At 55.7% G+C, this 19,300-nt stretch carries 15 protein-coding genes; 13 read left to right on the forward strand and 2 right to left on the reverse strand.

What is annotated here, in order from left to right; translation table 11 throughout:
• Positions 1 to 90: 90 nt before the first annotated feature.
• Positions 91 to 918: a helix-turn-helix transcriptional regulator gene (locus tag MYS68_RS34395; protein WP_248930052.1), complete on the forward strand. Its 828-nt coding sequence runs from the start codon at positions 91 to 93 to the stop codon at positions 916 to 918.
• 122 nt (positions 919 to 1,040) lie between these two features.
• On the opposite strand, the gene MYS68_RS34400 is transcribed toward MYS68_RS34395, so the two are convergent.
• Positions 1,041 to 1,883 carry a LysR family transcriptional regulator gene (locus MYS68_RS34400; protein ID WP_248930053.1) on the reverse strand — a complete coding sequence of 281 codons (843 nt, stop codon included), beginning with the start codon at positions 1,881 to 1,883 and terminating at the stop codon, positions 1,041 to 1,043.
• Between the two features lie 121 nt (positions 1,884 to 2,004).
• Here MYS68_RS34400 and MYS68_RS34405 point away from each other — a divergent pair, with 121 nt between their 5' ends.
• The 12 genes from MYS68_RS34405 (at position 2,005) to MYS68_RS34460 (ending at position 17,409) form a co-directional block, all read left to right on the forward strand.
• On the forward strand, positions 2,005 to 2,664 hold the full coding sequence (locus tag MYS68_RS34405; RefSeq protein ID WP_248930054.1) for an NADPH-dependent F420 reductase: 660 nt from the start codon (positions 2,005 to 2,007) through the stop codon (positions 2,662 to 2,664).
• A gap of 109 nt (positions 2,665 to 2,773) precedes the next feature.
• Positions 2,774 to 3,061 carry a YciI family protein gene (locus MYS68_RS34410; protein WP_248930055.1) on the forward strand — a complete coding sequence of 96 codons (288 nt, stop codon included), beginning with the start codon at positions 2,774 to 2,776 and terminating at the stop codon, positions 3,059 to 3,061.
• A 233-nt stretch (positions 3,062 to 3,294) separates the two neighbouring features.
• Positions 3,295 to 4,143: a polysaccharide deacetylase family protein gene (locus tag MYS68_RS34415; RefSeq protein WP_248930056.1), complete on the forward strand. Its 849-nt coding sequence runs from the start codon at positions 3,295 to 3,297 to the stop codon at positions 4,141 to 4,143.
• Between the two features lie 144 nt (positions 4,144 to 4,287).
• Complete coding sequence (locus MYS68_RS34420; RefSeq protein ID WP_248930057.1) at positions 4,288 to 6,027, forward strand: sensor histidine kinase; 1,740 nt, start codon at positions 4,288 to 4,290, stop codon at positions 6,025 to 6,027.
• Between the two features lie 107 nt (positions 6,028 to 6,134).
• A complete protein-coding gene (locus MYS68_RS34425; RefSeq protein ID WP_248930058.1) occupies positions 6,135 to 7,751 on the forward strand; it encodes a response regulator in 1,617 nt (538 codons plus the stop codon).
• A gap of 130 nt (positions 7,752 to 7,881) precedes the next feature.
• Entirely contained in the window at positions 7,882 to 8,805 is a 924-nt protein-coding gene (locus MYS68_RS34430) for an EamA family transporter (protein WP_248930059.1), read from the forward strand.
• A 270-nt stretch (positions 8,806 to 9,075) separates the two neighbouring features.
• Entirely contained in the window at positions 9,076 to 9,945 is an 870-nt protein-coding gene (locus MYS68_RS34435) for an ABC transporter permease (protein WP_248931107.1), read from the forward strand.
• 18 nt (positions 9,946 to 9,963) lie between these two features.
• The gene (locus tag MYS68_RS34440) at positions 9,964 to 10,839 is read left to right on the forward strand and encodes a carbohydrate ABC transporter permease (RefSeq protein WP_248930060.1); all 876 of its coding nucleotides are present in this window, start codon (positions 9,964 to 9,966) and stop codon (positions 10,837 to 10,839) included.
• Between the two features lie 84 nt (positions 10,840 to 10,923).
• Positions 10,924 to 12,438, forward strand: coding sequence for an ABC transporter substrate-binding protein (locus tag MYS68_RS34445; RefSeq protein ID WP_248930061.1), 1,515 nt, complete (start codon positions 10,924 to 10,926; stop codon positions 12,436 to 12,438).
• Positions 12,439 to 12,508: 70 nt separating this feature from the next.
• The gene (locus MYS68_RS34450) at positions 12,509 to 14,002 is read left to right on the forward strand and encodes a sulfatase family protein (RefSeq protein WP_248930062.1); all 1,494 of its coding nucleotides are present in this window, start codon (positions 12,509 to 12,511) and stop codon (positions 14,000 to 14,002) included.
• 180 nt (positions 14,003 to 14,182) lie between these two features.
• A complete protein-coding gene (locus MYS68_RS34455; RefSeq protein ID WP_248930063.1) occupies positions 14,183 to 16,447 on the forward strand; it encodes a glycoside hydrolase family 3 protein in 2,265 nt (754 codons plus the stop codon).
• 197 nt (positions 16,448 to 16,644) lie between these two features.
• A complete protein-coding gene (locus MYS68_RS34460; RefSeq protein WP_248930064.1) occupies positions 16,645 to 17,409 on the forward strand; it encodes a MerR family transcriptional regulator in 765 nt (254 codons plus the stop codon).
• Between the two features lie 581 nt (positions 17,410 to 17,990).
• On the opposite strand, the gene MYS68_RS34465 is transcribed toward MYS68_RS34460, so the two are convergent.
• Positions 17,991 to 19,121, reverse strand: coding sequence for an acyltransferase (locus tag MYS68_RS34465; RefSeq protein WP_248930065.1), 1,131 nt, complete (start codon positions 19,119 to 19,121; stop codon positions 17,991 to 17,993).
• Between the last annotated feature and the right edge of the window lie 179 nt (positions 19,122 to 19,300).

Raw genomic sequence — 19,300 nt, forward strand, 5'->3', positions numbered from 1 at the left:
GTCATTTACTACTATCTCAGATTCGGACTTTCTCTGCCTGCCTGTACGAATCGTACGATAGGCAGCGGCAGGATAAAGGAGGAGAGCGGCTTGAAGCATCGGGAAGGTTTCACATTGGGGGAGTTTCTTCGCGCGCGCCGGGAACGGATGACGCCGGAAGAGGCGGGTTTACCCTCCTACGGACGGCGGCGGACGCCGGGACTGCGGCGTGAGGAGGTGGCTCAGCTCGCGCATATCGGCACCTCCTGGTACATTTCGCTGGAGCAGGGCCGGGAGACGAACCCGTCGGATCAGGTGCTCGACAGCCTGGCCCGGGTGTTCAAGCTTTCTGCGGAGGAACGTCTTCATTTATTCCGGTTGGCAAGGCCGCCCGCGCCTGTAGAGGATGACGCGGACATTTCCGTGGGGCTGCAAAGAACGGTCATGGCGCTCGATCCGAATCCTGCGCTGGTGATGCGCAAAAGCTGGGATTTATTGCTGTGGAATCGGGCGGCGGAACTTGTATTTCGCCTCCCGGCGCATTCGGCTGCGCAGGAAAAACCGAATTGGCTGAAGCGTTTCTTGATCGATCCGTCCGTTCGGGCCAATTCCGCAGATTGGGAGATGAAAGCTCAGGTGATGATTGCGCGTTTTCGGGCCGATTACGCCCGCTATCCGCAGGATCCGGCCATCCATGCGTTAATCGGAGAGCTGGCGGAAACGAGCGAGTGGTTTCGTTTGCACTGGAACCGCCACGATATAAGTCCGCCCGCCGATTGTCACAAGCTGTGGGATATTCCCGGGATCGGGCGATTGGAGTTCGAATATGTCGCCCTGAATCCGGCGATGAACAAGCATTTGCAGCTTATGGTATACACAGCGGCTCCGGGTACCGCGAAGCTTTTGCACGAACGGTTGAGCTTGTCGGGCGGGGAGTAAGTCTCTGCAGCGAGGCGGGGTGTTGCGTCTCTCCCGGGGCGAGCTCGCGGCGATGCATACCGGATGCGGGTGCAGATGCGGCGAAGGCTGCGGCATGCGGCAGCCGCTTCGGGGGCCGTCGGCTAGCCGGTCAGCGCGGGCATAAGCGCCTGCCCGATAGCTGCCGATGCGGCAAGCAGCACGATCGTCCGCTCGCGGCCGAAGCCGCTGACCGGTACGGCCGCGAGCCCGAGCCGGCCCGCATGCTCGGCCGCGAGGCGCGGCATGATCGTGATGCCGGCGCCCGCGGCGACGAAGCCGATGATCGATTCGCCGAAGCCGACTTCGGCTCCGATGAGCGGCGCGAGCCGCCGCGCCTCGTACGCTTCCGCGATGCTGCGGCGAATGTCGCAGGCCGGCGGGTGAACGATGAGGCGTTCCTCCGCCAGCTCCTCCAGCGTGACTTCCGCGCGTGCGGCCAGCGGATGCGTCTGCGGCATCACGGCGCAGTACGGCTCCGTCAGCACCTCCGCCGACCAATACGGCGGAGCGGCGTACCGGCTCTCGACGAGCGCCGCGTCGAGAGTGCCGGCCGTCAGCGCCGCCAGCTGCTCGGCGGACGTGCCGTACACCGCGAGCTGCACCGCCCCCGGCGGCTGCAAGCGGGCGAGCCGCTGCGGCAGGTAGTGCGCCGCAAGGCTCGGGATGGCGCCCAGCCGCACGGGCTGGGCCGTTTCCTTCAGCTCGCGCCGGATGGCCGCGAGCTCGCTCACGACCGGCACGAGCCGGTCGTACAGCTTTTGCCCGGCGGCGGTCGGCGCCACGCCCGCGGGCGACCGCTCGAGCAGCTTCACGCCGAGCGCCTCCTCGAGGCTGTGAAGCTGCTTGCTGGCCGCCGGCTGCGTGAGGTGCAGCCGGTCGGCGGCTTTGGACAAGCTTTTCAGCCGCACCGCCTCCAAAAACGTTTCGAACCATTCCGTATTCATCCGAATCTCTCCCCGGTAAACAAGCTATAACGTTTCGTTCTGCCCCCTATGCCAATGCGGAAATTCTGCCGGGATGCGGGCCGTGCTATGATCGGTCCATAACCTGAGGAGGCGATCAACTATGACAACAAAGACGATGAAAACGGCCGTTATCGGCACGGGACGCATGGGCGTCAAGCTGGCGGGAATGCTGGCAGGGCATCTGCCGGCAGGCAGCCTGCTCTGGGCATCCCGCGACAAAGCCAAAGCGGCGGCGCTTATAGCCGAGCGCGGCTTGTCCATCGAGCCGGCATCGCATGAGGAGGCGCTGAACGCCGCCGATATCCTTATTCCGGCGCTTTGGCACCAGGACCAGACGGCGTGGCTCCCCTCGCATCAGGCGGCCATCCATGGTAAAATCGTGATCAACATCACGAATCCGTTTAACGCCGCGTTCGACGATTTTACGACTGATTATAACACATCGTCGGCGGAGGAGCTGCAGAAGCTGGCCCCCGGCGCCAGGTTTGTCGGCGCCTTCAAAAATACGTTCTGGGAAGTGCTCTCCGAACCGGAGCGCCATGGGCTGAAAAGCGACGTTTTCGTTACCTCCGACGACGAGGAGGCCAAGCGGACTGTCATGAGCATGCTGCAAGGACTGCCGTTCCGCTTTCTGGACGGAGGCCGCCTGGCGAACAACCGGACGATCGAACGGATGACGCTGTTTTCACGGGAGCTGGCGAAGCGGTACGGCACTTATCCGCTTGTTTCGTGGCGGCTCTGGGGGCTCGGCGACGAATGAGACGTGTGTGCCGCCGCCAACGATAGTCCCAAAAACCTGGTTGATTCCGGCTCAAATCGCCCCGATTTAAGCAAATAAGCGCACTGGAGAGAGAGGAGAGAACCATCCGATGTATGTGATCCTGCTGACTTACGTAAAACCGCTGGAAGAAGTCGACCGCCTGCTCCCCGAGCATGCGGCGTATTTGCAGAAAGGGTACGATGAAGGGAAGCTGATCTGCTCCGGCCGCAAGGAGCCGAGAACCGGCGGGGTGATCTGGGCCCGGTTCGAGAGCGACGACGAGGTGCGGCAGTTTATCGAAAACGACCCGTTCTTCCGGCATGGAGCCGCAACGTACGAGCCGATCCGCTTCATTCCGACGAAGTACATCCCCTCCCTGGGAGATTTGAAGTCATAAGCCGGTTCGAAAAAGAAGCCTTCTCAGCTCATGAAACGATGAGCCCGAGGAAGGCTTCTTGTTATATCAATGCTTAGGAAAGAGTTTTCTTTACATGATTTGAATCGGAGGCGCATCCGGCACACAGCCCAAAAAGTCGGAATTCCAAAAGCAATTGGTCGATAAAATGATAGTGTCGGGCCGGGGGATGCCCTACAATGAAATCAAATAATGTGCGTGCGGGAGGAACAGATATGACTGGCGAGCGCTTGCTTATCATTAATGCGGACGATTACGGCATGTGTCACTCGACGAATCGGGCTATTGCGACATTACTTGCGGAAGGAGCCGTAACTTCGGCCAGCCTGATGATGACTTGTCCATGGCTCCTTGAAGCCGTTTCTTTCCTGAAACGGTACCCGCGGGCGGATGTCGGGGTGCATCTTACGCATACCAGCGAATGGGAGCATTACAAATGGGGGCCTTTGAACTGCCGGCTCTCCACTCTTGTCGACGAAAACGGTTATTTCCCGGCGGATACCAGGTCTGTCATCCATCATGCCGATCCGGAGGAGCTTCGCGAGGAGGCCACAGCGCAAATCGAATTCGCTTTGCGGCTTGGAATCGATATTACCAATATCGATAACCATATGGGGTCGATGTACCACGTTACGGAAATTTTACTGGAGCTTTGCGAAAAATACGCCCTTCCCCTGCGTTACCCCAAACACGAACGGAAAGGAGCCCTTCTCCAGTATCCGCAGCATGAGCGGCTCGTGCAGCGGGCAAGCCAAATAGGAGTGCTGCTTCCCGACTACATCGAGATGCTGCCTTTTTTTCCGCCGGCCGGAGCGGCACAAGCCCCATACACCTACACGAAAGAGGCGGCTGTCCGCATCATCAAGGGGCTGAAGCCCGGCCTCACGGAGCTGATCCTCCATCCGTCGCTGGATACGGAAGAGCTGAAGGCAATCACGGGCACGTGGCAGCTTCGCCGCTATGATTTCGATGTGTTTCGCGATGAAGAGATCAAGCGGCTGCTGAGGGACGAGGACATCCGCTTGATCACCTGGCGGGAGATTCGCGACATGCAGCGTTCTTGACGCGATCCGCAGGTCCCCGGCACCGGTCTGATCAAGCGGGAATGGTCCCGCTTGGAAACAAGAGGGGCTACGTCGGGACGTTTTTCGTATGGTACAATGGGTTAACAAACTAACAAACATCACGAACAGGAAGAACGGATCCGAATGACCACTTTCAGAGCACATCTCAATTCGCTGCGCTTCAAGCTGCTTGCCGTCATCGTACTCATCATCGTGCCGCTCGTTACCGTGCTGCTGGTCAACAACCATTATGCCGTTCAGGTAGTCCGAAACGGAGTCGCTCAAACGAACGCCAACCTGCTCAGCTTGTACATGGGACAAATCGATCGGAATTTGGAGCAGGTGGACGATTATTTATACGATTTGTCTCAGCTGAATACCGATCTCATCATTTTGGAAAATACCGACCCGGCGGCTGAAAACGATTACCTGAAGGCGAAAATCCGCCTGAACAATCTGATATCGAATGAAATCCGGTATTACAAATTCATCGATTTGTTTTTCATTTACTCCGAGGCCAGCCGCGATCTGATCATGAATCAAAATTTCGGAGCCAGCCTGGAGGAGCGGGAAGCCGTCAAAGCTTCCGTCGCCCGCATGCTTCAGGACGATAAATCCTCTTACAGCAACAAACGCTGGTATATATGGAAAGATAACGGGAATTTTTATTTGTTCCACATGGTCAAAGTCGGGAAAGTGTATGTCGGAGCCTGGGTCAATGCGGAAAAAATTATGGTTCCCCTGTCTTTAATCGATTTTGGCAAATCCGGAGCCGCCCTGCTTGCCACGGAGCGTCTGGAGCCGATCAACCATCTGGATCTCATCGAATCGCAATCGATCGAATTGAAGCCGGACACAGGGCCTTATTACTTATCCGGAAGCAGCGTCAAATATATGGTGATTGGGGAATCTTCGACAAGAGGGGATTTCAGGCTGATCGCTTTGATTCCGGACGACATTATTTTGGAAAAGCTCCCTTTCATGCAAAGGATCGCCTCCATCATCTCCGTGATCGCTTGTTTGTTCGTGCTGCTTTTCGTGTTTTTCATGAGACGGATTTTTCTCCTGCCGATTAACCGAATGCTCTCGGCGATGCGGAGAATCCGCGATGGGAAGTGGGAAACGCGGCTACAGGAGCAGGCAGCTTCCACAGAGTTCGAAATGATGAACGAAACGTTCAACAGCATGATTGCGGAAATTCACGATCTGAAAATCCATGTGTACGAAGAGAAGCTGAACCTGCAAAAAGCCGAGCTGAAGCATCTGCAGCTGCAAATCAACCCGCATTTCTTTCTCAATTCGTTAAACATCATTTATAATCTGGCTACGGTGAAAGATTTTGCCTTGATTCAGGAAATGACCAAATGTTTGGTCGCTTACTTCCGGTTCATGTTTCGCAGCAGCTCGCATCTTGTCTCCCTGCAGGAGGAGCTGAAGCATACGGAAAACTATTTGCGCATCCAGCAGCTTCGTTTCCCGGACTGCTTGTCTTATCGGATCGAATGTATGGAAGATTTGAAGGGAGCGATGATTCCGCCGCTTGTCGTGCAAACGGTGGTGGAGAACTGCATCAAACACGCGATGAGCACCGACTACCCGATGGAAATCCGGATACGCGCCGATGCATCCTGCATGCCGGACAAGCCGGAGGCGCCTTATATGCGGATATGGATCGTAGATAACGGACCGGGTTTTCCGGAGGCGGTTCTGCAGCAGCTGCAGACGGGTGAGGAGCCGGTCAGCGATCAGGGAGAGCATATCGGGCTGTGGAACATGAAGCGAAGATTGCGTCTGCTTTATCAGACGGATGTGGCGATCCGGTTTGCGAATGCGGCATCCGGAGGAGCCGAGGTGGAGCTGCAATTGCCGGCGGTGATGAGCTGAGAGTCCGCGGACCGGATCGGATTCGGCAAAAATGGCCGGGTGATTTGAATGGAAGGTAAGGAGCCGCAAGTTTGTCTTAAGATGACTTCCGGGAAGGTGGTTTTCCGATGTATCGCGTGTTGATTGTCGACGATGAGGCCCACGCCGTCAGGGGGCTACAGATGGGAGTCGACTGGGAGAAACTGCAGATCGCTTCCGTGGAAACCGCCTACAACATAAGGCAGGCCAGGGAAGCTTTCGAAGCGCAGCCGGCCGACGTGCTTCTGTGCGATATTGAAATGCCGCAGGGGAGCGGCCTCGAGCTGGCGGAATGGGTCAGACAATATTATCCGCAGACGGAGACGATCTTTTTAACGTGCCACGCGGACTTTTCCTATGCCAAACAGGCGATCAAGCTGGACAGCTTCGATTACATGCTCAAGCCGGTGGATTATTCCGAGCTGGAAGCGACCATTCGGAAGGCGCTGGACAAAATTCGCGCCGGCCGGGAGATGCTTGCGTTCGAATCGACCTACAAGCGGTATTACGAGCTGTGGGAATCCCATCAGCCGGTGCTGATGGAACGGTTTTGGCAGGATTTGATCCATCAGGTCGTGCCTTCTTCGCCGGAAAGCATAGGGGAGCAGCTTAAGAAGCAAAACATGCCTTTTTCGGAGGAGACGCTGTTTTTGCCCGTCTATATCCGCGTGCAAATTTGGCGCAAGGAGCTTACGGCACGGGAGCTCAAGATTATGGAATATGCGCTGCAAAATGCGGCGATGGAGCAAGTCGCGAGACATATGCCTTCGTCCATCGCCGTCCCAGTTCAGAGCGGAGCGCTGCTGGTTATTTTGCCCATGGCGGATAACCGGGCCGCAGACGTTGCGGCGGATTGCGATCAATATATTCGATCCTGCAACGAGTTCTTCTTTTGCGATTTGTGCTGCTACATTGGGAAACGGGTAACAATTCCCGGGATGGTTTCGATGGTGCATGCGCTGCAAAAGCTGGACGAAAACAATGTGACGATGATGAACCGGACGCTAACGCTCAGCGATATGGGCAAGTTCAATTCCCCTGAGCATCCTCCGCATTTTCCGGTCTGGGCCGAGTGGATGAAGCAGGGGGCGAAGGAGAAGCTGCTTGCCGACCTGACGGAGTATATGGAATCGCTCAAACGGCTGCCCGGCGGCATCCATGCCCAGTGGCTTCACGTGTTTTATCAGGACGTTCTGCAAATGGTTTTCTTCGTTCTGCACAGCAAGGGGCTGCAGGCGCACGATGTGTTTTCGACCAATCTGCTTACGGAGAAGCCGGAACGGGCCGTACGGTCGCTGTCTGCGCTTCAGGAATGGATTCCCTACGTGATCGAGGTTGCGATGAACCGCATCCAGTCCGTGCAGGAAAACATGTCGATCGTGGAGAAGGTGAAGCGCTACATCGACGAAAACCTCGGGCAGCAGGCGTTATCCCGCGAAGACATTGCAAGCGCGGTGTACCTCAATCCGGATTACTTGACCAGAGTGTTTAAAAAGGAAGTGGGCATGCCGATCTCCGATTACTTGCAGCAGCGGCGGATGCAGCTGGCCGAGGAGCTTTTAAAAAACGGCCATCAGTCCGTCAGCGACATCGCACTCACCGTGGGCTACTCGAATTTATCTTACTTTTCGACCATCTTCAAGAAAGCCGTCGGCGTAGGCCCCAACGATTACCGCAAGCAGCACCGGCAGCATATGCAGGCATAACGGCCGCCTTCGCTCCTAACGGACAGGATAACATGCTAAAAAAATTACAAAACAACCTAAAATCATTTCCGTTCAAAAAAGGAGCCGTCTCCTTTATCATGAATAAAAAGACGACAAGGAGACTGCTACGATGTGGTTTGTTTTTGCGGCAAGCGCCGCCGTCTGCTTCGGACTGAGAGGGATTTTGTACCAATGGACTTCGCAGCGTCCGATTGACAGGAACTTGCTGTTGTTCAGCGTATTTTTGACCGGAACGATCGTTTCATTGGCAATTAATTTGTTTGCGGGACAAAATTGGTCTGCAGGCACCTGGGTCGGTGCTATTATCGGTTTGTTTTCGTATATAGCGAACATGGCTATGTACCGGGGGTTCGCCGTTGGAAAAGCGGCGGTCATCGCGATGTTTACCGGGCTGCCGCCGGTCGTTGTCGCCATCATGGCTTATTTTTTATGGGGTGAAAAACTCAATATATGGCAAACGATTTCGTTTGTTATCATTGTTGCGGGACTTTTATTAATCCGCTATTCGAACGATATTACATGGAATAATTTAAAAGGGGCGCAATGGGGCATTGTCACCATGTTCGGATTCGGGATTACCGATTTGGCTTCCAAACAGGCAACCTTGCTCAAAGCGGAGACATTGCCGACGCTTTCCGTCATGTATGTAACCGGAATGCTGTTGTTCGGGCTCACATGGATGTTGAGCAAGAAACGGACAGCCGCGGCGCGCGGAGAGGTGGCAGCTTCCAGGGAAGAGGCCGGGGGGCCGGTTGAAGCTTCGCATAAAGCTGCGGCAAAGGCTCCCTGGAATTTTGCCAAAACCGTACAATGGGGCATGGTGGTCGGTTTAACGAACATCTTCGGGATGATGCTGATTATGCCGGCTTTCAGATTGGGTGTAACGAGTCTGGTGTCGGTCGTAGTTGCGATGAATGTTGTGTTTGTGCTGCTTTATGCCCGTTTCGGGCTAAAGGAACGGTTTACGAGGTTGGAGTTATGGGGACTTTTTATCGTGATTGTCGGGATTGTCATTCTTCGATTGGCTAAATAAAAAAGAATGCTTGGGGGCGCCGTGGAGCACGGTGCTCCTTATTTTTTTGTTGGAAAGTTCGAAAGTCGGAAAATCAAAAGCGCCAGGTCGTTTTATTGGTAAGAACGAAGGGACAGGTTCCGTTACAATAAGGGCATACAAAGGAAAGCGAGGAAGGCAGCTATGGAAAGCACGACGGGGATCAGCTACCAGGACTTGTCCGGGCTTAAAAAACAGACCAGGGCGAAAGCGGCGTGGAAAACGTTCAAACGATATCGGGCCTTGTTTTTGATGGTCATACCGGGACTTCTTTATTTGGCGATCAACAACTACATGCCGATGTTCGGCGTCATTATCGCATTCAAAAATATCAACTACCGCAAAGGCATTCTCGGAAGCGACTGGGTGGGGCTCAAGAACTTCGAATATTTGTTCAAAACGTCGGATGCCTGGATCATTACGCGAAACACGATTTTGTACAACGGCTTCTTCATCATCCTCAACCTGGCCCTGGCGGTGGCCGTCGCGATTTTGCTGAACGAAGTGAGGCATCGCTTCATGTCCCGTTTTTACCAAACGGTCGTATTGCTGCCTCATCTCATTTCGATGGTGATCGTCGGTTATCTGGTGCTTGCTTTTCTTAACGCGGAGAACGGTTTCGTCAATCATCACATCCTGCCGCTTCTCGGGCTGGAGCCGATTTCATGGTACTCGGATCCGAAGTACTGGCCTTATATACTGACGATCGTCAACGTTTGGAAGCATGTCGGCTACTTATGCATTATCTTCCTGGCATCGATCGTAGGGATCGATCAGGAATATTACGAGGCGGCGACGATCGACGGCGCAAGCAAATGGCAGCAAATCCGCGCGATCACCCTGCCGCTCCTGACGCCGACCATCACGATCATGGCTCTGCTGGCTATCGGCCGCATCTTTTATTCCGACTTCGGCTTGTTTTATCAGGTTCCGCTTAATTCAGGGCCGCTTCAGCCGACGACGGACGTCATCGATACGTATGTGTACCGGGGCCTTATGACGCTGGGAGATATCGGGATGTCTTCCGCGGCAGGCTTGTACCAATCGCTGGTCGGATTCATCCTGGTCTTGATTTCCAATTATGCGGTCAGCCGCAAAAATCGCGATCAAGCCCTATTTTGACAAAGGAGCTGCACTCGTATGAAATCCAACCATCTCAATCAGTGGGTCGTCCATACATTGTTCGTCATCTCGACCTGCGCCTGTTTGTTTCCGTTCCTGCTGCTGTTCATGGCGTCGTTTACCGACGAGAAGGCGCTCATCACCGGCGGATATTCGATTTGGCCCGAGAAGTTCAGCCTCGACGCTTATATCTTTCTGCTGAAGGATTCCGCCACCCTGCTCAGAGCTTACGGAATTACGATCTTCATAACGGTCGTCGGAACGGCGGTCGGGATCATCATCTCCACGCTGCTGGCGTATCCGCTGTCGCGCAGCGATATGCCCTTGCGAAAAATATTGTCGTTCATCGTATTTTTCACCTTGCTGTTTAACGGCGGACTCGTGGCGACGTATCTGGTCTATACGGAAGTGTTTCACTTGAAAAATACGATTCTCGCGCTGATCCTGCCGGGACTTTTGACCAACGGATTTTACATCCTGCTGATCCGTTCCTATTTCGCGACTTCCATTCCGGTTGCTTTGATCGAATCGGCTTATATCGACGGGGCGACGGAATTCCGGATTTTTTGCAGCATCGTCATGCCGCTGTCCTTGCCGATTCTCGCCACCATCGGTCTGATGCTCAGCATTTCGTATTGGAACGACTGGTTTAACGGGTTGATATATGTGACGAACAGCAAGCTGTTCAGCATTCAAAATATGCTCAACCGGATGCTGACCGACCTGCAGTTTCTGCAGCAAAGCGACATCGCCAGCACCGCGGGCGCGAGCATTCCGACGGATACGGTGCGGATGGCGATCGCCGTGATCGGAATTTTGCCGATCTTTTGTGCGTACCCGTTTTTCCAGAAATATTTCATCAAAGGGCTTACGGTAGGCGCGGTAAAAGGTTAAGGTTGTACCCGGACGCAATAGTCCGGTTAGTATAGAGCACAATACACAATAAACGACAAATCGTTCAAACAGGGGGAACCGCACATGTCGAAAAAAATGAAAGCCGCCGCCGGGCTGCTCGGCATCGCTTTGGCATCGTCTTCGCTGCTCGCCGCTTGTGGAAGCGGCAGCGACACCGGCAAAGGAGCCGAGCCGGCGAAAGGAGCGAAAGAGGAGAAGCCGTACGAAATATCCATGGCCTTCATGACGTTCAGCAATTTGAAGGATGTCGGTCTCGTTCAAGACGAGATCAGCAAAATCACCAAAGAAAAGATTAACGCCACCGTCAAGCTGGTGCCCATCAGCATTTCCGCCTGGAATCAGCAGGTGAACCTGATGCTCGCGGCCAACGAAAATCTCGACCTGATCGTCACGATGGCGAGCCGGAATTACGGCAGTCAGGTCGCCAAAGGACAGCTTGTTCCGCTCGATGATTTGCTGAATAAATACGGCCAAGGGATAAAAGATGCCGTAGGCCCTGAGCTTCTTGCAGCAACGAAGGTAGGAGGCAAAATATACGGCATTCCGAGCATGCGGGATTTGGCTACCGATTTTGGCATCAGCATGCGCAAAGACCTCGTCGACAAATATAAAATCGATCTGAGCAAGGTGAAAACCTGGGAAGATCTCGAGCCGATTTTCAAGACGATCAAAGACAACGAGCCGGGCATCGTTCCGCTCGTTCAGCAAAACAATTCGCAGACGCCCGCTTTGAAAATTTACAACGCCCAGTTCGACCTGCTCGGCGACAGCATGGGTGTCCTGGCCGATTCGGGCAGCGATCTCAAGGTGCAAAATTTGTTTGAAACGAAGCAGTACGCGGACTCTCTCGCCTTGGTCCGCAAATGGTACCAGGCCGGCTATATTTTGAAAGATATCGCGAACTCCCAGGAAACCGGGCAGAATCTCGTGAAAGCGGGCAAGGCGTTCTCGTACTTGACCAACCTTAAGCCGGGCTACGAGCAGCAGGATGCCGCGCAGACCGGCAAGGAAATGGCCGTCATCCGGCTTACCAAGCCGTATATGAACAGCTACAACGTAACGAGCTTCATGATGTCGATCGCGAAAAACAGCGGCAATCCGGATAAGGCGATGCAGTTCATGAACCTGCTGTATACGGATAAAAACATCGCCAACCTGATCTCTAACGGCATCGAAGGCAAACATTATGTGAAAAAATCCGACAACATCATCGCTCCAGTACCCGGAGTCACCGAAAGCGGCTACCTGTTCAACCAATGGGAGGTCGGCAACAACTATTTGACTTACATATGGGAAGGGACCGACCCGAAAATTTGGGATCAAATGAAGGCGTTTAAAGATTCCGCGGTCAAGTCCAAGGCACTCGGCTTTACGGCGGACCTGGAACCGATCAAAACGGAGGTGGCCGCCGTCACGAACGTGCTGAACCAGTATAAAGTCGGCCTGGAAACCGGCACACTCGATCCGTCGCTGCTTCCCGAATTCAACGCCAAGCTGAAGGCGGCGGGCCTGGACAAAATCATCGCCGAGAAGCAAAAGCAGCTCGACGCCTGGCTGAAGGCGGAGGGTAACAAATAGCAAGGAGCGGATATAAACATACCTTATGTTCTTGGGTATGTTTATGTTTTTCAGAGAGAGGAGATGCCTTATGGCGGATAAACCGATGAATTTCATTTTTTTCTTCCCCGACGAGATGCGGGCGGAAAGCCTGGGGTGCTACGGGCATCCGCTCGTCCAAACGCCGAATCTGGACCGGCTTGCCGCGGAGGGGGTCCGGTTCGATCAATGCCACGTGCAAAATCCGGTGTGCAGCCCGTCGCGCTGCAGCCTGATGACCGGCTTGTACCCGCACGTGTCCGGCCACCGCACGCTGTGGCATCTGCTGCGCCCGCACGAGCCGAGCTTGTTCCGTTACCTGAAGAAGGCGGGTTATCAGATCAAGTGGTACGGCAAAAACCATCTGTATTCCGAGCCTTATCTGGTCGAAATATTGGGGGACGAGGCGTACAAGGAACAAGGCGAGATGATGCGGGAGTTCCGCGGAGATTTTAAAAAGAAAAATCCGTATTCTCCCGACGATCCGAGGTTTTACAGCTTTTTGCTGGAGCCGGAGGAGGGGGACGTCCATTCGACCGAAACGGCGATGGCGATCCGCAAAGCGGTGCGGTTTCTCCAGTCGGAGGAAGCCCGCGAGAAGCCGTTTATGCTTTACCTGCCTACGCTGCTGCCTCATGCGCCGTATGTCGTGCCCGAGCCGTTCCACAGCATGTACGATCCGGCGGCGATTTCGGAGCTGCGCCCGGCGGAGCTGGGCGGCAAGCCTTCGTTTCATGAGCATATTCGCTCGTACCGGAGACTGGACAAGATGACGGACGATACTTTGGCGCGGGTCCAGGCCGTTTATTTGGGGATGATCAGCTATGTCGACTGGGCGTTCGGCATACTCATGGACGCGCTGAAGGACAGCGACCTCATGGACAATACGACGGTGATCGTTTCCTCGGATCACGGGGATTACGCAGGTGACTACGGGCTGGTCGAAAAATGGCCGAACGGCATGGAGGACGTGCTGACCCGGGTGCCCCTCATTATTCGCGCCCCCGGCAACAAGGCGGGCCATGAGGTGACCGAACAGGTGGAGCTGTTCGACATTATGGCCACGGTGCTGGAGCTGGCGGACACTGAGGCGGAGCACGATCATTTTGCGCACTCGCTTGTGCCGCAGTTGAACGGCGCAGCCGGCGATCCGGACCGCGCCGTGTTCGCGGAAGGCGGCTACAACCCGCGGGAGCCGCATTGCTTCGAGGGCGACCCGGTGCGCGACGGTTGGTTCGCGAACAACCCGGACAGCTATTATTGGCCAAAAGCGAGGCAGCAGCAGGAGCAGCCTCACAGCGTGTGCCGCACGACGATGATGCGGACGCAAGAGTATAAGCTCATTCGCCGGACGGATGAGGTGAATGAGCTTTACGATCTGAAGAAGGATCCTATGGAGCTGTGGAACGTCTATGATGATCCTGAATATGCCGGCGTCAGAGCGGCGATGGAATCGCGGCTGCTGGAGTGGTATTTGCAGACATCCGATACCGTTCCGCGCGACAACGATGGCGGAATGTTCGTGGCGAGGCCGCCGAAAAAGTAAAAAAACGACACCTGAAAGCTATAGTTTACCTACTTTTGGGTTGCCGGGTAATACCATACAATGGAAGTAAGGTGTCGGCAGCCGCTCAGGATTCTGTCCGAATCCATCCACAGCTGTAGTACTCTTTTCGCCGGACAGACTCCTGGGGCAGCGGAATATTTTCCATGGGAGGGGAAGCGCTTGCAGAAGGAAGCAAAAAACACAGTCATACGTTATGTGAGAAACGAGAGCGGCCCGACGTTAGGGTATTCGGAGGAGTCCGGAGTCCGTATTTTGCATCAGGACGGCCTCGCGTTCAAAGATTTGAACAAAGACGGCGTGCTGGACAAATACGAGGATTGGCGGCTGTCCCCCGAGGAGCGGGCGAAGGATCTCGCATCGAAAATGTCGATCGAGCAAATCGCCGGGCTCATGCTGTACAGCAGCCATCAGGCGATTCCCGGCAGCCTGGGCTGGAAGCCGGCGACGTACGGCGGCAAAACGTTTGCCGAAAGCGGCGCCGCTTCGCACGAGCTGACCGACCAGCAGCGCGCGTTCGTAGCCGGCGACCATATCCGCCACATTCTGGTGACGCGGGTGGAAAGCCCGGAGACAGCGGCCAAATGGAATAATCTCGTGCAGTCGTTTGCGGAAAGCCAGCCTCTCGGCATCCCGGCCAACAACAGCTCGGACCCGCGCCACGGGCTCGATGCCTCCGCGGAGTTCAAAGTCGGCGGCGGCAGCAAAATCTCGATCTGGCCGGAATCGATGGGCCTTGCGGCGACGTTCGACCCGGAGGTAGCGCGGAAATTCGGCGAAATCGCCGCCAAGGAATACCGGGCGCTCGGCCTCACGACGGCGCTGTCGCCGCAGGTGGACATTGCGACCGATCCGCGCTGGTTCCGCTTCGGCATGACGTTCGGCGAAGATCCGCAGCTTTCCGCCGATATGGCGCGTGCGTATATCGACGGCTTCCAGACGTCCGAGGGGGACGCGGAAATTGCGGACGGCTGGGGCTACGACAGCGTGAACGCGATGGTCAAGCATTGGCCGGGCGGCGGGTCCGGGGAGGCCGGACGCGACGCGCATTTCGGCTACGGCAAATACGCCGTCTATCCGGGGAATAATTTTGAGGAGCACATGATTCCGTTCACCGAAGGGGCGTTTAAGCTGGCAGGCCCAACGGGGAAAGCATCGGCCGTCATGCCGTATTATACGATCTCGTATGGGCAGGATAAGAAAAACGGGGAAAACGTCGGCAATTCCTACAGCTCCTACATCATAAACGACCTGCTGCGGGATAAGGCCGGCTACGACGGAGTCGTCTGCACCGACTGGGCAATCACCGGCGACGAGCCGGACGATATCACGAGATTGTTTCCCGGCGGCAAATGCTGGGGAGTCGAAGAAGGATTTACGATCGCCGAGCGCCACTACAAGCTGCTGATGGCGGGCGTCGACCAATTCGGCGGCAACGATCAGGCCGGGCCGGTCATCGAAGCGTATCACATCGGAGTGAAGGAGCAGGGCGAGGCGTTTATGCGCAAACGGTTCGAGCAATCCGCCGTACGGCTGCTGACGAACATGTTCCGGCTCGGGCTGTTTGAGAATCCGTACCTGAGGGTGGAAGAAACCGCGGCTATCGTAGGCTGTGACGAGTTTGTGCAGGCCGGGTTCGAGGCGCAGCTGAAATCGTTTGTGCTTTTGAAAAATGAAAACCGGGCGCTGCCGCTGCAGAAACATAAGAAGGTTTACATTCCGAAGCGGTCGCTTCCCGCAGGAACGAGCTGGCTGGGGCTGCCGACGCCCGCCTGGGAAGGCTATCCGGTTAATCCGGACGTTGTGCGGCAGTATTTCGAGGTAACAGACGATCCGGATGAGGCGGATTATGCGCTTGTGTTCATCGAGAGTCCCCGCAACACGATGGGCTACAGCAAAGCGGATGCTGAAGCGGGAGGCACGGGGTACGTGCCGATCAGCCTGCAGTACCGCCCCTACACTGCCGAGCATGCGCGGGAGGAGAGCATCGCCGGCGATCCGCGTGCCAAGGACGTGCTTAACCGCACGTACAAGGGCAAGACAGTGACGGTGGCGAACGAGGGAGACCTCGACATGGTGCTGAAGACGAAAGAGCTCATGAAAGATAAGCCGGTCATCGTTTCGATCTTCTTAGCGAATCCGGCTGTAGTCGGGGAATTCGAATCGGCGGCGAGCGCGATACTGGCGCATTTTGGGGCGGAGGATCGGGCGTTCATGGAGCTGCTGACCGGGGAAGCGGAGCCGAGCGGGCTGCTGCCGTTCCAGCTGCCCGCCGATATGAAAGCTGTTGAGGAGCAGCTCGAAGACGTCCCGCACGACATGGAGGTTTACGTCGATTCGGCCGGGAACGCATATGACTTCGCTTTCGGGCTGAACTGGAGCGGAATCATCCGCGACGCACGAACCGAGAAATACGGCAAAAAATAATCGTATACGAGGCTGAATGGCCGCCGTTCAGCGACTCAGCGCGTGCCGGAGGACGGCATGTCATGCATGCTTTCTTCCAAATTGCAGATCATAGGACCGGAAATCTTTTCATAAAAAAGATCCGGTCTTTTTTGCATAAACATATTGACTTTGACGCTACGTCAACGTGTACATTGAAGTTGTCGGGAGGTGAGCAGATGGAATACACCGTGCAAAAGCTGGGAAAGCTCGCGGGTATCAGCACGAGAACGCTGCGGTATTACGATCAGATCGGCATTCTTAAGCCGGCAAGAGTGTCGTCGTCGGGGTACCGGATTTACGGTCAGGCGGAAGTCGACCGGCTGCAGCAAATCCTTTTTTACCGGGAACTGGGGGTCAGTCTTGAGCGCATCAAGGAGATCGTGACCGACCCTTCCTTTGACGGGGCCCAGGCACTGAGGCAACATCGGGAGCAGCTTCTCGACAAAAGAAAGCAGCTCGATCAATTGATCGCGAACGTGGAAAAAACGATTGCGATGCACGAAGGGAGAATAACGATGACCGATAAAGAGAAATTCGAAGGCTTCAAACAAAAGCTGATCGACGAAAACGAGGCCAAATACGGCGAAGAAATCCGCGAAAAATACGGCGACGATGCCGTGAACAAGTCGAACGCCAAGCTGAAAAATATGACTCCGGAGCAATACGAGGAACTGAAACGTCTGGAAGCCGAAGTGAAGGACACGCTTGCCGAAGCGTTCAAAACGGGAGACCCCGCTAGCGATATCGCCCAAAAGGCGGCCGATCTGCATAAGCGCTGGCTGACCTATTACTGGAGCGAATACAGCAAGGAAGCTCATGCGAACCTTGCCCAGATGTATGTGGACGATGAGCGGTTCAAGGCGTATTACGACGAAAAGCAGCCGGGACTCGCTGAGTTTTTGCGGGATGCCGTGCACATTTATACGGGAATGAAGAAGTAATAAGCATTGCCAGTTGAAAAAGGGGGCGCCGCAGTCGTTCGAACTGCCGGTGTCCCCTTTGCCGTGCTCCGATGTGGGGTAATCCGGCTGCCGGAGGCACGCATCCAGCGGAAACGTGGCGGAGGCGTTCGCGAGATCGATCGGGGAATCGCCTGTGAAACCACAGAAGCTGGACTACAATCCGAATCCCGTATGCCGTATAAACATAGCGGAACTCACGTTCGCTATCCTCGGGTAAATGGGTATATACGAATAAATAGAGGAACTGAGATGCGTTAAATCCGTGGAAGATGGCTTGAGGAACGGGAAAACAGACAAATAGATCACCTGAGTTCCGCTAATTTCCAAAAAGATCCGAAACTGACCCATTTAGCGCACCATAGTTCCTCTAAGTCCGTTGGACCTACCAGCATTGGGCGGGCGGGCCGCCCGCGCCGTGCAGGGTAGCCGCCCACGCCCGCAGGTGCAGCCGCCCGCGCCGCGCAGGGCCAGCCGCCCGCCCCGCGCAAGGGCAACCGCCCGCGCCGTGCAGGACCAGCCGCCCGCCCCGCGCAAGGGCAGCCGCCCGCGCCGCGCAGGGCCTACCGCTTGCGCCGCGTAAGGCCCACCGCCGCGGCGGCCCGGCGCAGCACCATCGCCAGCAGCACCGAGCCGGCTGCGCACAAGGCAAAAGCGAGCAGCGTGCGCACCGTCGTGCTCACGCCTGGCAGCAGCAGGTCGGCCGCCCATGTGGCGCCGACAAGCACCAGTGCATGGGCCAGGTACGCCGTGTACGAGTACCCGCCCACTGCGGCGGCGGCCCGGCGCAGCTTCTCGCCCGCCCGGCGCGAGAACGCCAGGGCGATCAGGTGCATCGCCGGCACGGACACGATCAAAAACGCCGCCATCAGCGGCTGCACGAGCAGCGTGTCGTTGTAATGAATGACCAGCTGCGGCTCATAGCGGAAATGGGAAACGATCACATACAGCATGAGCAGGATGAAGGCGAAATATACGGACAGCAGCGGCGTTTTCCACCGCTCGAGCCAGCTTCTCCACGGACCGATCGCAAGCCCCGCCGCTGCGCCGAGCACGAAATAAAATATAAAATACAGCGCGTTCCGGTCGGCATATTCGCCGAACAGGCCGCCGATCACAGGGATGCCCAAAGCCCCGACGAAGCCGTTGACCGGCCCCGTTACTGCGGTAAGCCCAATGTACGCCGCACCGAGCACGGCCAGCAAAACCGCCGCGGCACGGGCAGAGCCTACGAACTTCGCTCCCCATAAGATGACGCGGCGGAGCGGCGGGAAGAGCATATAAAACTGAAAAATCATTACGATATACCACAGATGATACGACGACTTCCCTGTTAGCGCGAGCAAGCCGAATTCGCGGAAATCCGCCCAGGACGTATAAGTTAAGCTGTAGCTGATCGCCCCGTAAACAACCACCCATGGCAGGTACGGGAGCACGATGTCTTTCAGCCTTTTCCGCATAAAATCGAAATAACGGACACCGCCGCTATAATTGTAGAACAGGACCAGACCGGTGATGAATATAAACATCGGCACGGCAAATTTCGTCAGCATCAAAATAAACCCGAGCAGTAAGCCGTCCGCCAGCTTCGACTCGGGGGTGTACGCGTAATGCCCGATTGCGTGCTGCAGCACGACGGCGAGAAACGCAAACGCGCGCAGCGCCTCGATTTCCTCCAGCTTTTGTTTTTTCATGTAAGCAGCCTCTTTTCATGTTACAGATGCAGTTGGGATAGGTTTCCAAATAATGTTTACCTATAAGATAGTACTGAATTCCGGAACTTGCGTCAAACGGCGTCGGTCGCATCCCAAGTCAAATGAGCAGCCAAATTCCACAACCCTGTGCAAACATTCGGTATTTATTTCCCCGGCCC

The sequence above is a fragment of the Paenibacillus hamazuiensis genome (assembly GCF_023276405.1).
Classification (GTDB): Bacteria; Bacillota; Bacilli; order Paenibacillales; family NBRC-103111; genus Paenibacillus_AF; species Paenibacillus_AF hamazuiensis.